This is a genomic window from Flavobacterium gawalongense (assembly GCF_007097265.1).
Taxonomy (GTDB): Bacteria; Bacteroidota; Bacteroidia; order Flavobacteriales; family Flavobacteriaceae; genus Flavobacterium; species Flavobacterium gawalongense.
Map to the genome: position 1 here is coordinate 1 of NZ_VJZP01000036.1, position 12,563 is coordinate 12,563.

Here is a 12,563-nt window from a genome sequence, read left to right on the forward strand (position 1 = left end):
AGAAAGATGGTAAATTATAAATAAATGTCAATAAAATCAGTACTTAATAAGTGCGACCAAAGTGCCTATACCTATAAAAGTGATTAACCCGAAAGATAAATCTTAACTTAGTACCACCTCGTCAAGGCGTTATGTTAGGTACAAAGCTGGAAAGAGAGTTTTATAAATAATTATTGAATTAGAAAAACCTAAATTATGAATAACAACGCTGACAAAATCCAAAAAAATGAAAGTCAATCAATTGATAATACATTTTCTCAACCGTTACTAATACAGAAAAAAGAAAACAATACCGGTTTACCCGACAATCTCAAAGCGGGTATCGAAAACCTATCTGATTATTCCATGAATGATGTTAAAGTACATTATAATTCTGACAAACCAGACCAATTGCAAGCTCACGCTTATGCACAGGGAACGGATATTCATGTAGCGCCAGGCCAAGAAAAACATTTACCTCATGAAGCCTGGCATGTAGTACAGTAAAAACAAGGTCGGGTGAAACCAACCTTGCAGATGACGGGCGAATTAAGTGTAAATAACAATGCTCAATTGGAGAAGGAAGCGGATATAATGGGGTCAACAGAGTATAAAAAAAGCCGCTAAAAACCAAAGTTAACTGTTCTTTAAATTTAAATGGAACTAAAGCAGACAACAAGGAATCCTTACCACTGATTTGAAAGAAGGGAAACGCGCTATTCGGGTGTATCCACCTTGGGATACAACAACCAACAAACAGGCACAGAAAACTCAAAAATGGCAATTAGACTATTTCTTGGAAATCCCTTTGGACAAACCAATAAATTTGAACCGAGCCAAGTTATTTTATTCGCAGGAAATTAATTAAGATCTAAAATTAACCTCATTTAAGTAATTTTAAATGAGGTTGATTTTAAAAAAACTTACTTCATCAATTTTATTTTTATAATATACTGATTTTCAGTTGCTAAAATCAAAAATTATTTTTAATTTAGCTCTCATGAAGGATTTCCTATTTTAGAATCCTAACTATCCCCAAAATCTTATTATTTTTTACAAGTTAGACAGGAATATCAATTCAACTAACTTATAGGTTAAATCAATTGTTTAAAAAATGATGGATAATAATGCTTCATTGTTTTTTTGCACTCATTTTTAGCAGTACCAGTTTCGTAGCCCCGCTTCATTTTAATCCGTTTTACAGTAATGACATAAAGACACTAAGCGCATACATAGGATTCGTTTTCTATGTTTCTAACCAAGCCATTAATACATAAACTACTACGTTATGGACACCTCTAAAGACCGTTTAAGTACTAAACCAAAACAGATTAGCTGGTTACCCATTGTACTCGTGGTCGTGTTACTTGCCGTGTTATTTTGGGTTATGTATCAATTTAAAGGAGAGCAACGTTTTGCTGTCGTAAAGCTTTTTGGCAAAGGCGATGCGATAAACTTTTCAAAAAATTACGGTTATGTTCAATTTCCTTCCAATGAAAAAAATTATGGGGCTTTGCTTGCCGAAAAAGGAGATGTATTGAGTTTTAATGATGCCGTTATTTCTTTCAATGATGTAACAAATGATTCTTTAGAAATTGATGATTCTGGGGATTCTCTCGTTTTTGTAAACGGAAATGTAAATACAATCATTATAGCTGGAAAAGCTAATCTGATTCCTTGGTTTCAAAAAATGAGAAGAAGAACTATTGACAACTTGGAAACCATAGATTTCAGATCAAAAATTCCTGCGAGTTACATTCCTTATTTAAAAAAAATAGCACATCTAAAACCTAATACCGCTTTGGTTTTTGAAGAAAATGGATCGCAAATTATAATTGAGGATTATATAAAAAAATCCAATTTCTTTAAACCTCTTTTTATAAGAGTATCCTTAAAACAAAATGAATTCCCATTATTGGCACATTGGAAAACTGCCGAATATCTTCATCTAAACTTATTAGATACCGTTGTCACAAAATCTTTGCCCGTGATGCCTGCCTTAAAACAATGCATTATTAACGGAGGCGACACTAAATATATGAATGCTGCCTTTTTTAAGAACAATCCACAACTGGAAAAGGTAAGTTTATTTGCCTGTCTGTCTGATTATGCTATTTTGAAACCATTGGAAAACATGGAGCAACTTACCATTACTAATTTTGGTTGCAAGGGCGATTTGGCAGCATTGAAAAACAAATTTCCCAAACTGTCCGTGTTGATAGTATCGGGTGTTTTTACCAATATTGACTTGCTTGGTAACTATAAAAACATTCGGTGGCTGGGACTACCTGAAAACACCTCCCAAAAACAGTTTAATACCATTACCGCACAACTATCCAATTTACAAGTGCTGGAACTAAAAGGAAGTGATTCCGTAAAAAACTTAAAAGCATTGCAACAATTACCCAATCTCAGGGGACTTGTAATAATAGACACGATAACGGACAAACAATCCCTTTATGCATTGAAAGAATTAAGATATCTGTCAGTTCCCGACAGAAATAAGACGGACAGCACGTATGTTCAAACGCTGAAAAAGAGTTTGCCGGGTTCCATCATTGTTCCTAATACCGGAGCTTGTATGGGTTCAGGCTGGCTGCTTTTACTAATGCCTGCAGTATTTTTATTCAGTTTAGTTTTTCCAAGGAAATTTTTGAAAAAATATTTTAAAAAAAACAACAAAAATGGAACATTTAGAGCAAACAAAACCGATATCCAGACGAACCAAAAAAGCAGTGCTTGATGCAGTCGTTTGCAGTGTTGAAATCATGGCATTTGCCTATTTAATTACCTATCCTTTTCCATTAAAAGCAGTAGCTTTTATCCCTTTGGTAATGGTAGCATTTATCATCAGCCGTGACATCGATTCCCCTTCGGTTACATTCAGGCTTTTATTTAGAGATCTTTTTTCTCTAAAAATGCTTGTGCAAATTGTTATTGGTCTGGAATTGGGTATTATAGCAGCAATTTATTACAGAGGAAATTTGGGAATGCCCCTTCTACCCTCGATGATCAGACCATTTGTATTCGTGGCGGCAAGCGTTGCTATCATCGAAGAATTATTTTTTCGTGGTTTTATACAAGGACAAATCAACAAGATAAATTCAGATTTTGCTGTGGTGTTTGCCGCCCTTGCGCATGCTTCTTACAAAGCTTGTTTATTTCTTTCTCCGGCAGCAATACAGCAGCAACACCTCGTGGCATTTTTTATATGGTCTTTTGCGGCTTATATCGTTCTTGGATTTTTAAAGCATTATTCAAAAAGCATGATCCCAGTTATTGTAACGCATGTCATTTTTGATATAGTCGTTTATGCCGAAGTCCTGCAAGCGCCATGGTGGGTGTGGTAATTGTTGAGATTCTAAATGGTATGGATTTAATGAACAATAAATCTGTATTTGATATCTAATAGAATTACTTTTTTATTCATTCTAAATTAAAGCCTATGTGTTTTTCAGCTAGTGCGAGTTTTGGAGCGGGTATTGTTCTTGCAGCAATAAGTGTTGCGGCAATAAAAAAAGTACAAAAACCTGCCCAAATTTATTTTGCCTGTATTCCGATTATTTTTTGTGTGCAACAGTTTTCAGAGGGCTTTTTATGGCTGGCACTGACAAAATCTGTTTACGCCCCTTTACAACCGATTGCAACCTATATGTTTTTGTTTTTTGCACAGGTCGTTTGGCCCTTATGGGTTCCTTTTGCATCACTGAAACTTGAAAAAGAAAAGGAAGAGAAAAATTTTCAGATGGTACTGCTTGTAATAGGCCTGTTAGTATCTTTATTTCTTGGATATTGTTTAGTCACTTATACTGTTGAAGCAAAAATTATTGGTTCCCATATTTCATATATCCAAGACTATCCAATTGTATTTGGCGGTTATGGTGAGTTACTTTACATCATTGCAACTATTGCTCCGCCCTTATTCTCAAACATCAAAAAAATGTGGCTCTTAAGCATCCTAATCATCATTTCCTATATTATCACAAAAATTTCCTATGTAGATTATGTCGTTTCGGTTTGGTGCTTCTTTTCTTCAATTATTAGTATATCCGTACTAATAATTATGGATGAAATCAAAAATCCGAGTAAGAAACATTCCAAATATCACTATAGAAGTAATCACAGTAAAAGCAGCAGTATTTAAACTCTTGACCTTTATATTTTCTATAATTTATTTTTCAAATTTTCTTTAACCCTCTCGAACCACTCGTTTCTAAGGATACTCAAAATAATACTGTCTCTGCGAATAGCACTACCAAAAGTGGGCATGTGGCTTCGTAAAACACCTTCTACGGTACAGCCTATGCTTTTCATGGCTGCAATACTTCGTTGGTTGTTATTGTCCGCACGAAATTCTACGCGTTCCATTCCAAGGGTTTCGAAAGCAAACTCCAATAGCAAAAATTTACAGCGTTTGTTAAGTCCGGTTCCTCTGAAATTTTTGCCATACCAAGTGTAGCCTAATTGTAGCGTTTTGAATGCCAAATTAATATCGTAAAAACGAGTACTTCCTGCGTATTTTCCTGATTTTTTATCGAAAACTATAAAGGGGAATTCAGTTTTATTTTCTCTGGCTTTTAAGGCAATTTGAATATAATTTTCTAAATTTTCTTTGCCGTTGGCTTGCACTAAAGAATATTCCCAGGTTTCGGGTTCGTTGAGGGAAATTTCCAATAAATTTTCAACATCGGTTTCCTGTAAAGGACGCAGTAAAATTGATTCGTCTTCGAGGATTGTATCTTGGGGGAATTGAGAAGTAGACATGATTCTTTTTTGGGCTAATTTATAAAAAAAAGACAATACCAATTATTAGTATACATTTAGTACGATTTTTTAAACATAGGAGGAATATAAGTACATTTAAGTTGGACTCTTTTAAATTCATAAATGGAATAATATCCGCCTTTTCATAAATAATTATGACTATCCGTAATGCGGACTAAAATCATTTCGAATACAATTTTCGTCGTTTGTACATTTATAAAGCATAAATATTAGCCCACAGATTGTACAGATTATACCGATTTACACGGGTTTTTTTACTCGGTGAATCAAACTGTTATTTAAATCTGTGCAAAATCCGTTCAATCCGTGTTATCTGTGTGCCATATTTTATCCTTTGGAACATATTGCGGACTGTCATATAAATAATTACTGATGTCTTAGCCCAGATAAAAGTGAAAAGCCCACAGTATAAAACACTAATTTTTCTTGTCGTAAAAGAGCGACCAACGGAAGCTCCTTTTAGGGCTTAGAAAAATAGTGTTTTATGCGCGGACTTGAAACGGTTAGCTGGATTAGCTCCTAAAAATGCTACTCACTCATTTCATCGTAACGCTCTGGAACTTGCGGATCATAGAGCGGACAATTGAATTCAGCCAATGCATCCACCAATTGATTCATGATTTTTCCTTCGGTTCCGTAGCAATCGATTTGAATGCTTTGAGGAGTGGTTTTTATTTGAAAAGCGCCTTTTCCTTTGTTATTTTTCCAACTGTTGTCATCTACTTTTTCCCATTGAGAGAACAGCGTATTAATCCTATTGAGGATGACAGTTACAGGAAGTTCTTCCAAACCTTCCACTTCTTGTTCCTCAATAATCGCTTCGTAAACCAAGTGATGGTTTAGATAAATGCCGTCCTGATATCTCCAAAAAAGTAATTCGTACATTTAAAAAAATTGAAAGATTAAAAAATTAAAAGATTGAAAAACCAGCATCAATTAAAGCTTTTTAATATTCAAAAGTTCCGTATTCGCTGGTAATGGTCAGTTTTTTAGTATCGGCAGCTGCTACTCTACCCACAATTTGTGCATCAACATTGAACGATTTTGAAATCGCGATAATGTCTTGAGCAATGGCTTCCGGAACGTATATTTCCATGCGGTGTCCACAATTGAATACTTGGTACATTTCTTTCCAATCTGTTTTGGATTGTTCTTGTATCAACTGGAATAATGGGGGAACCGGAAATAAATTGTCTTTTATAATGTGTAGATTATTTACGAAATGTAAAATCTTGGTTTGTGCTCCTCCACTGCAATGCACCATTCCGTGAATTTCATTAGACGTATATTGGTCTAAAATTTTCTTGATAATTGGCGCATAAGTTCTGGTTGGTGAAAGCACTAATTGACCTGCATCGATTGGTGAATTTTCCACGGCATCAGTAAGATTTACTTGTCCGGAATAGATTAATTCTTCAGGAACTGCAGCATCAAAACTCTCCGGATATTTGGTTGCCAAATACTTCCCGAAAACATCATGACGCGCTGATGTTAAACCGTTGCTTCCCATTCCGCCGTTATAGCTTTTTTCGTAAGTGGCCTGACCAAAAGAAGCCAAACCTACAATTACGTCACCTGCTTTAATATTGGCATTGTCAATTACTTTAGTACGTTTCATGCGAGCCGTTACGGTAGAATCTACAATAATAGTTCGAACGATATCACCTACATCAGCCGTTTCACCACCTGTGGAATGAATGGTCACGCCAAAAGAATCCAGTTCTTTAATTAACTCTTCGGTTCCGTTGATGATTGCTGAAATTACTTCAGCAGGAATCAAGTTTTTATTTCTTCCAATGGTGGAAGAAAGCAGAATATTATCGGTTGCTCCTACACACAATAAATCATCGATATTCATAATCAAAGCATCTTGAGCGATACCTTTCCAAACGGAGATATTTCCTGTTTCTTTCCAATACATATACGCAAGAGAAGATTTAGTTCCCGCTCCGTCAGCATGCATAATCAGGCAATACTCTTCGTCTTGGGTTAAATAATCAGGGACGATTTTACAAAATGCTTGAGGAAACAATCCTTTATCGATGTTTTTTATGGCGTTATGCACGTCTTCTTTGGATGCCGAAACACCGCGAAGCGCATATCTTTTTGAAGTATCTGAACTCATGTAGTCTTGTTGTGTAACCTGCGTTTGGGCAGATGGGTTTTGCGGCAAAGATAATTATTTTTTTGGGTTTTGCCTATCGGGTTTTCAAGTGTTTCGTTAAATCCATAATCTACCCAGAGAATATGAATTTATTTTATTAAATTTGTTATAATATTCTAATTGTTACTTGTTTACAAATAAAATACGATGAATAATAGATAAATAAATACTGTTTGTCTTATATGGACATTACGCTAAATTCATATTGGTTTTAATTGAAATTTAGCATTAAACCCATTTAAAAGTTTAAGAAACTTTAAACCTAGAATTAAACTTAGAAAAGTGGAAACCAGCGACCACTATAAAAAACGGGGCATTACCGAAAAGCCATAAGAGTAGGAAAGTAAAAAACATAACATTATGCCTAAGTTCTTAATTGAAAGGGATATTCCCGGTGCCGGTAAACTAACTGCCGAACAGTTGAAAGCCATCTCTCAAACTTCCTGTGGAGTATTGGGTAAAATGGGACCCCAAATTCAGTGGGTCAACAGCCATGTAACAGCTGATAAAATCTATTGCGTTTATATTGCCCCCAATAAGGAAATGGTGCTTGAACACGCAAAGCTAGGCGGATTTCCTGCAAATTCAGTAAGTCAAGTATCTGCGATCATTGACCCTACAACAGCAGAACAATCTGTTTAATCAATGAACAATACCTTTTAAGCATAAAATTTACTGGATTAAGTTGTTGCAATTTGTCATTTCGACGAAGGAGAAATCACATCAAGTCATTCAAAATATGTGATTTCTCCTTCGTCGAAATGACAAATAGAGACTGTTTTTATTCCAGTAAAAGAAAGATTAAAAGGTATTAATCGAACCATAAAAAATGCCTATCTAAAGCAGACAGGCATTTTTTATGAAAGTGTTTGTTATTATTTTGTAAACAACAATTCTCTATATTTAGTCAATGTCCAAAGTTCATTATCTACCAACAACTCCAGTTTATCACAATGTTCACGGATGACTTCAAAATATGGTTTTACGTTATTACAATAGGCTTCAGCCATTTCTTGAGCATCAGTCATTACGTTTGCTTTCTTTCTTTCGTTAGTCATTTCTTCAACTTTAGAATTGATTCCTTCAATATGACCTGAAATTTCTTTGATTAAAATAATCTGTTCTTTGGCAATTGTTTTAAATTCATCTCCAAAAATTTCTTTCAATCCTTTTACGTTTTCAATCAACGTATTTTGGTACCGAATTGCAGTAGGAATAACATGATTTTTAGAAATATCACCTAAAACTCTACCTTCAATTTGAATTTTCTTAGTGTACTCTTCCAATTCAATTTCGTAACGCGCTTCCACTTCAACATGATTCATGATACCCATTTCAGAAAACAAATCTAAAGCTTGTTTAGAAGCTCTCGCTTTCAATGCTTCAGGAGTCGTTTTGAAGTTGCTTAAACCTCTTTTCCCTGCTTCGATTTCCCATTCGTCACTGTAACCATCTCCTTCAAAAAGAATTTTTTTGGAAACTTTAATATACTCTCTCAAAACATTGAAGATGGCATCGTCTTTCTTCATGTCTTTAGATTCAATCAAAGCATCTACTTCAATTTTGAAATCTTTCAATTGTTTTGCAACAATAGTATTCAAAGTTGTCATAGCATTAGCACAGTTTGCAGAAGAACCTACTGCTCTGAACTCAAATTTATTTCCTGTGAAAGCAAATGGTGACGTCCTGTTTCTGTCTGTATTATCCAAAAGTACATCTGGAATTTTACCTACAACATTTAATTTTAAATCTGTTTTCTCTTCCGGAGATAATTTTCCGGTAGTTACACCTTCTAATTCAGCTAAAACTTTAGTTAATTGCTCTCCAATAAATACAGAGATAATTGCCGGCGGCGCTTCATTTGCACCTAATCTATGGTCATTACTTGCCGTTGCAATTGCACCTCTTAATAATGATTCATAATCATTTACCGCTTTTATAGTATTGATAAAGAAAGTCAAGAACTGTAAATTGCTCATAGGCGTTTTACTTGGACTCAACAAGTTTACTCCAGTATCAGTTGCTAATGACCAGTTGTTGTGTTTCCCTGAACCATTAACTCCTTTGAACGGTTTTTCATGAAATAATACTTTCAAATCATGACGTTCAGCCACTTTTTGCATTACATCCATTAATAAACAGTTGTGATCTACAGCTAAGTTAGTCTCTTCAAAAATAGGTGCCAATTCAAATTGATTTGGAGCAACTTCATTGTGACGCGTTTTAACCGGAATTCCTAACAACATACATTCTTGCTCTAAATCTCTCATGTACGTTAACGCACGAGTTGGGATAGAACCAAAATAATGATCATCTAATTGTTGTCCTTTTGCAGAGGTATGTCCAAGCAAAGTTCTTCCTGTCATTACAAGATCAGGACGAGAATCCGCTAATGATTTATCAATTAAGAAATATTCTTGCTCCCATCCTAGGGTTGCAGTAACTTTCTTTACATTTTTATCAAAATATTTACATACTTCCGTAGCAGCTTCATCCATAGCAGATAAAGCTCTCAATAAAGGAATTTTATTATCTAATGCTTCTCCTGTGTACGAAATGAAAACAGTAGGAATACATAATGTAGTTCCAAAAATAAATGCTGGAGAAGTTGGATCCCAAGCGGTATATCCTCTTGCTTCAAATGTGTTTCTAATTCCACCATTTGGGAAACTGGATGCATCTGGTTCTTGCTGTACCAATTGAGCACCACCAAATTTTTCTACTGGATCACTACCGTCGTAAGATGTTTCAAAAAAAGCATCGTGTTTTTCAGCAGTTGTCCCTGTTAGTGGTTGAAACCAGTGCGTATAATGAGTTACTCCTTTTGACAAGGCCCACTCTTTCATTCCCATTGCGATATAATCGGCTAATTTCCTGTCTATTTTAGTTCCATGCTGAACAGCACCTTGCACTCCTTTAAATGCATCTGAAGTCAAATATTGCTTCATTGCTTTATCATTAAACACATTCGAACCAAAAATGGTTGATTTTCTATCAGTTTCTTCAAATTGAACTGGCTTTCTGGTTGAAGCTTCTCTCAAAGCTTGAAAACGTAGTGTTGACATAATTTTATAAATTTAAAATATTAATCGTGATTTAAAATACATACAAATATAATTCATTCCTGTAATATTTAATCCTCTCATTAACATATCTTAACTTTCTTTTTTAACATAGAATTAAAATTAAAAAAAATTGACCATTTCACATTTGAAGTAATAAAAATCTTAACTATTTATTAATGACTAAAAAACCAGCATTGTGAATTTAATTTTTATAGCTAATTAAAATCACATTTTTTCAAATATACCCCTCAAAAAATGAAGTAATGCTAAAAATTATACCTCATTAAATAAAAATTACCCCCTGATTTTACGACATCGACAAATTAATTTATATTTGCAAAAGAAAATTATCAAAAAGAAAATAAATTTATATTATTATGGCTAAAATAAAGTTAGAATACATTTGGTTAGATGGATACGAACCAACTCAAAACTTAAGAAGTAAAACCAAAGTTGAAGAACACAAAAATTTCCAAGGGACATTAGAAGAAATAGGAAACTGGTCTTTTGATGGTTCATCTACAAAACAAGCAGAAGGTGGTTCTTCTGATTGTTTATTAGTACCTGTTGCTATTTATCCAGATCCTACACGTATCAATGGATACTTGGTAATGACAGAAGTTATGAATGCTGATGGTACCGCTCACTCTTCTAACGGTAGAGCTACTATTGATGATGATGGGGATTTCTGGTTTGGTTTCGAACAAGAATATTTCATTATGGATACTAAAACTTTATTGCCTTTAGGATTTCCAGTTGGAGGATACCCTGCACCTCAAGGTATGTACTACTGTTCAGTAGGCGGTAAAAACACTCACGGAAGAAGTTTAGTAGAAGAGCATGCTGATTTATGTATCGCTGCCGGAATTAACTTTGAAGGTATCAATCAAGAAGTTGCTTGTGGTCAATGGGAATTTCAATTATTCGCTCAAGGGGCTAAAAAAGCTGGAGACGAAATATGGATTGCCAGATATTTACTAGATCGTTTGACTGAAAAATACGGTTACTATATTGAATATCACCCAAAACCTCTAGGTGATACAGATTGGAATGGATCTGGAATGCATGCTAACTTCTCTAATGAAGTTTTAAGAACATGTGGTTCTCAAGAAATATATGAGAAAATATGTGAAGCATTCAGACCTGTAACTTCAGAACACATTGCTGTTTACGGAGCTTATAATGACCAACGTTTGACAGGTAAGCACGAAACTGCTTCTATCCATGATTTCTCTTACGGTATTTCTGATAGAGGAGCTTCAATAAGAATCCCATTAATTACTGTTCAAAAAGGATGGAAAGGATGGTTGGAAGACAGAAGACCAGCATCTAATGGAGATCCATACAAAATTGCCGCCAGAATTGTAAAAACTGTAAAATCTGTTTTAGTTGAAGAATCTGTTTTAGCATAAGAATCTATTTCCTAAACCTGATTTGTTTATAATTTAAAAGTGCCTTCATAAATGAAGGCACTTTTTTTTAGACCTCTGTATATTTCAAATATAACTTTATTTTAAAATAAGTTTCAAACTTAAAAAATCAAAAAGTATCTTTGCCCAACCTATAATTAACAACTTAATTTATGATTGTCTGGATTTCATTTTTAGCTGCCGTCTTACTATTTCTTGCACTTGATTTAGGTGTTTTCAATAAAACACCGCATATCATCAGTTCCAAAGAAGCCGGTAAATGGACCGCTGTATGGGTAACATTATCTTTTTTGTTTTCCGGAGTTATATACTGGTTGTACGGCAATCATTATATTTCAAATCCTGATGGATTGAAACCGGTCGCAGCTTCAATAAAATTCATTACAGGCTATTTAATAGAATTATCGCTAAGTATTGACAATATATTTGTTATTGCCATTATTTTTTCTGCTTTCAGAATTCCACAAAAATACCAACATCGGGTTTTATTTTGGGGAATTCTGGGTGCGATTGTTTTTAGAGGTTTAATGATTTATTTTGGCGTTTTGCTTATTAATAAATTTTCGTGGACTACTTATCTTTTTGGTGCATTCCTGATTTATACTGCAATGAAAATGCTGTTTACCAATGAAGATGAAAAATTTGAACCTAAAAAATCATTCGTTTATAAAAGCCTAAAGAAGGTTATGCCGATCTCAAATCATATCGACCACGAACATTTCTTTGTAAAAAGAAGGCATATAACCGCCGCGACCCCTCTTTTTGTTGCATTAGTCGTTATTGAAGTAATGGATGTTGTATTTGCCATTGACAGCGTTCCCGCAATTTTAGCCATAACAAATGATCCTTTTTTAGTTTTTAGTTCTAATATTTTTGCGATATTAGGCTTGCGATCCATGTATTTCTTTTTGGCAAACATGTTAGAAAAATTTGCCCATTTAGAATACAGCCTTATTGCTATTTTGACTTTCGTTGGACTTAAAATGCTGCTTCATGATTTTATCGAAATGCCAGAATGGGTATCATTGGCTTTTATCGCAATTTCGCTTCTAACTGGGATTATGGTGTCTTTAAAAATGAGTAAAGAAGAAGAGAAAGAAGCTGAGGAAAATAATTAATACAATCCCATCGTAAAAAAAT

At 34.4% G+C, this 12,563-nt stretch carries 12 protein-coding genes; 8 read left to right on the forward strand and 4 right to left on the reverse strand.

The genetic code is table 11. The features are described from left to right. Positions 1-195: 195 nt before the first annotated feature. From FNW38_RS14995 to FNW38_RS15015, 5 genes are all read left to right on the forward strand, one after another. Positions 196-486, forward strand: coding sequence for an eCIS core domain-containing protein (locus tag FNW38_RS14995; protein WP_218043744.1), 291 nt, complete (start codon positions 196-198; stop codon positions 484-486). 175 nt (positions 487-661) lie between these two features. Then, the gene (locus tag FNW38_RS15000) at positions 662-847 is read left to right on the forward strand and encodes a MepB family protein (RefSeq protein ID WP_143388996.1); all 186 of its coding nucleotides are present in this window, start codon (positions 662-664) and stop codon (positions 845-847) included. 420 nt (positions 848-1,267) lie between these two features. Continuing rightward, complete coding sequence (locus FNW38_RS15005) at positions 1,268-2,722, forward strand: hypothetical protein (RefSeq protein ID WP_143388995.1); 1,455 nt, start codon at positions 1,268-1,270, stop codon at positions 2,720-2,722. Continuing rightward, complete coding sequence (locus FNW38_RS15010) at positions 2,664-3,329, forward strand: CPBP family intramembrane glutamic endopeptidase (RefSeq protein WP_143388994.1); 666 nt, start codon at positions 2,664-2,666, stop codon at positions 3,327-3,329. Before FNW38_RS15005 ends, FNW38_RS15010 begins: the two co-directional genes overlap by 59 nt. Positions 3,330-3,424: 95 nt before the next feature. After that, positions 3,425-4,123, forward strand: a complete 699-nt coding sequence (locus FNW38_RS15015; protein ID WP_143388993.1) for a DUF6629 family protein — start codon at positions 3,425-3,427, stop codon at positions 4,121-4,123. A gap of 20 nt (positions 4,124-4,143) precedes the next feature. Here FNW38_RS15015 and FNW38_RS15020 read toward each other — a convergent pair whose 3' ends face one another. The 3 genes from FNW38_RS15020 to FNW38_RS15030 all read right to left on the reverse strand — a co-directional run bounded on the left by FNW38_RS15020 (position 4,144) and on the right by FNW38_RS15030 (position 6,889). Beyond that, positions 4,144-4,743 (reverse strand): GNAT family N-acetyltransferase, encoded by a 600-nt coding sequence (locus tag FNW38_RS15020; protein WP_143388992.1) that lies wholly within the window; start codon positions 4,741-4,743, stop codon positions 4,144-4,146. A gap of 549 nt (positions 4,744-5,292) precedes the next feature. Further along, complete coding sequence (locus FNW38_RS15025) at positions 5,293-5,649, reverse strand: hypothetical protein (RefSeq protein ID WP_143387791.1); 357 nt, start codon at positions 5,647-5,649, stop codon at positions 5,293-5,295. 61 nt (positions 5,650-5,710) lie between these two features. Beyond that, positions 5,711-6,889 (reverse strand): AIR synthase related protein, encoded by a 1,179-nt coding sequence (locus FNW38_RS15030; RefSeq protein ID WP_143387795.1) that lies wholly within the window; start codon positions 6,887-6,889, stop codon positions 5,711-5,713. A gap of 399 nt (positions 6,890-7,288) precedes the next feature. Here FNW38_RS15030 and FNW38_RS15035 point away from each other — a divergent pair, with 399 nt between their 5' ends. Next, positions 7,289-7,570: a DUF4242 domain-containing protein gene (locus FNW38_RS15035; RefSeq protein WP_143387790.1), complete on the forward strand. Its 282-nt coding sequence runs from the start codon at positions 7,289-7,291 to the stop codon at positions 7,568-7,570. Between the two features lie 233 nt (positions 7,571-7,803). Here FNW38_RS15035 and FNW38_RS15040 read toward each other — a convergent pair whose 3' ends face one another. Continuing rightward, entirely contained in the window at positions 7,804-9,993 is a 2,190-nt protein-coding gene (locus tag FNW38_RS15040; protein WP_143387789.1) for a glutamine synthetase III family protein, read from the reverse strand. A 377-nt stretch (positions 9,994-10,370) separates the two neighbouring features. Between FNW38_RS15040 and FNW38_RS15045 the strand changes: the two genes are divergently transcribed. Both FNW38_RS15045 and FNW38_RS15050 read left to right on the forward strand, forming a co-directional pair. Beyond that, on the forward strand, positions 10,371-11,405 hold the full coding sequence (locus FNW38_RS15045; RefSeq protein ID WP_143387788.1) for a glutamine synthetase beta-grasp domain-containing protein: 1,035 nt from the start codon (positions 10,371-10,373) through the stop codon (positions 11,403-11,405). Positions 11,406-11,575: 170 nt separating this feature from the next. Then, positions 11,576-12,541: a TerC family protein gene (locus FNW38_RS15050; protein ID WP_143387787.1), complete on the forward strand. Its 966-nt coding sequence runs from the start codon at positions 11,576-11,578 to the stop codon at positions 12,539-12,541. The last annotated feature ends 22 nt before the right edge of the window (positions 12,542-12,563 follow it).

Excerpts from the sequence above, each read along its gene's own strand:
- FNW38_RS15040 (WP_143387789.1), bottom strand. The coding sequence starts at position 9,993 with ATGTCAACACTACGTTTTCAAGCTTTGAGAGAAGCTTCAACCAGAAAG.
- FNW38_RS14995 (WP_218043744.1), top strand. The coding sequence starts at position 196 with ATGAATAACAACGCTGACAAAATCCAAAAAAATGAAAGTCAATCAATT.
- FNW38_RS15010 (WP_143388994.1), top strand. The coding sequence starts at position 2,664 with ATGGAACATTTAGAGCAAACAAAACCGATATCCAGACGAACCAAAAAA.
- FNW38_RS15050 (WP_143387787.1), top strand. The coding sequence starts at position 11,576 with ATGATTGTCTGGATTTCATTTTTAGCTGCCGTCTTACTATTTCTTGCA.
- FNW38_RS15035 (WP_143387790.1), top strand. The coding sequence starts at position 7,289 with ATGCCTAAGTTCTTAATTGAAAGGGATATTCCCGGTGCCGGTAAACTA.
- FNW38_RS15015 (WP_143388993.1), top strand. The coding sequence starts at position 3,425 with ATGTGTTTTTCAGCTAGTGCGAGTTTTGGAGCGGGTATTGTTCTTGCA.
- FNW38_RS15025 (WP_143387791.1), bottom strand. The coding sequence starts at position 5,649 with ATGTACGAATTACTTTTTTGGAGATATCAGGACGGCATTTATCTAAAC.
- FNW38_RS15005 (WP_143388995.1), top strand. The coding sequence starts at position 1,268 with ATGGACACCTCTAAAGACCGTTTAAGTACTAAACCAAAACAGATTAGC.
- FNW38_RS15045 (WP_143387788.1), top strand. The coding sequence starts at position 10,371 with ATGGCTAAAATAAAGTTAGAATACATTTGGTTAGATGGATACGAACCA.
- FNW38_RS15020 (WP_143388992.1), bottom strand. The coding sequence starts at position 4,743 with ATGTCTACTTCTCAATTCCCCCAAGATACAATCCTCGAAGACGAATCA.
- FNW38_RS15030 (WP_143387795.1), bottom strand. The coding sequence starts at position 6,889 with ATGAGTTCAGATACTTCAAAAAGATATGCGCTTCGCGGTGTTTCGGCA.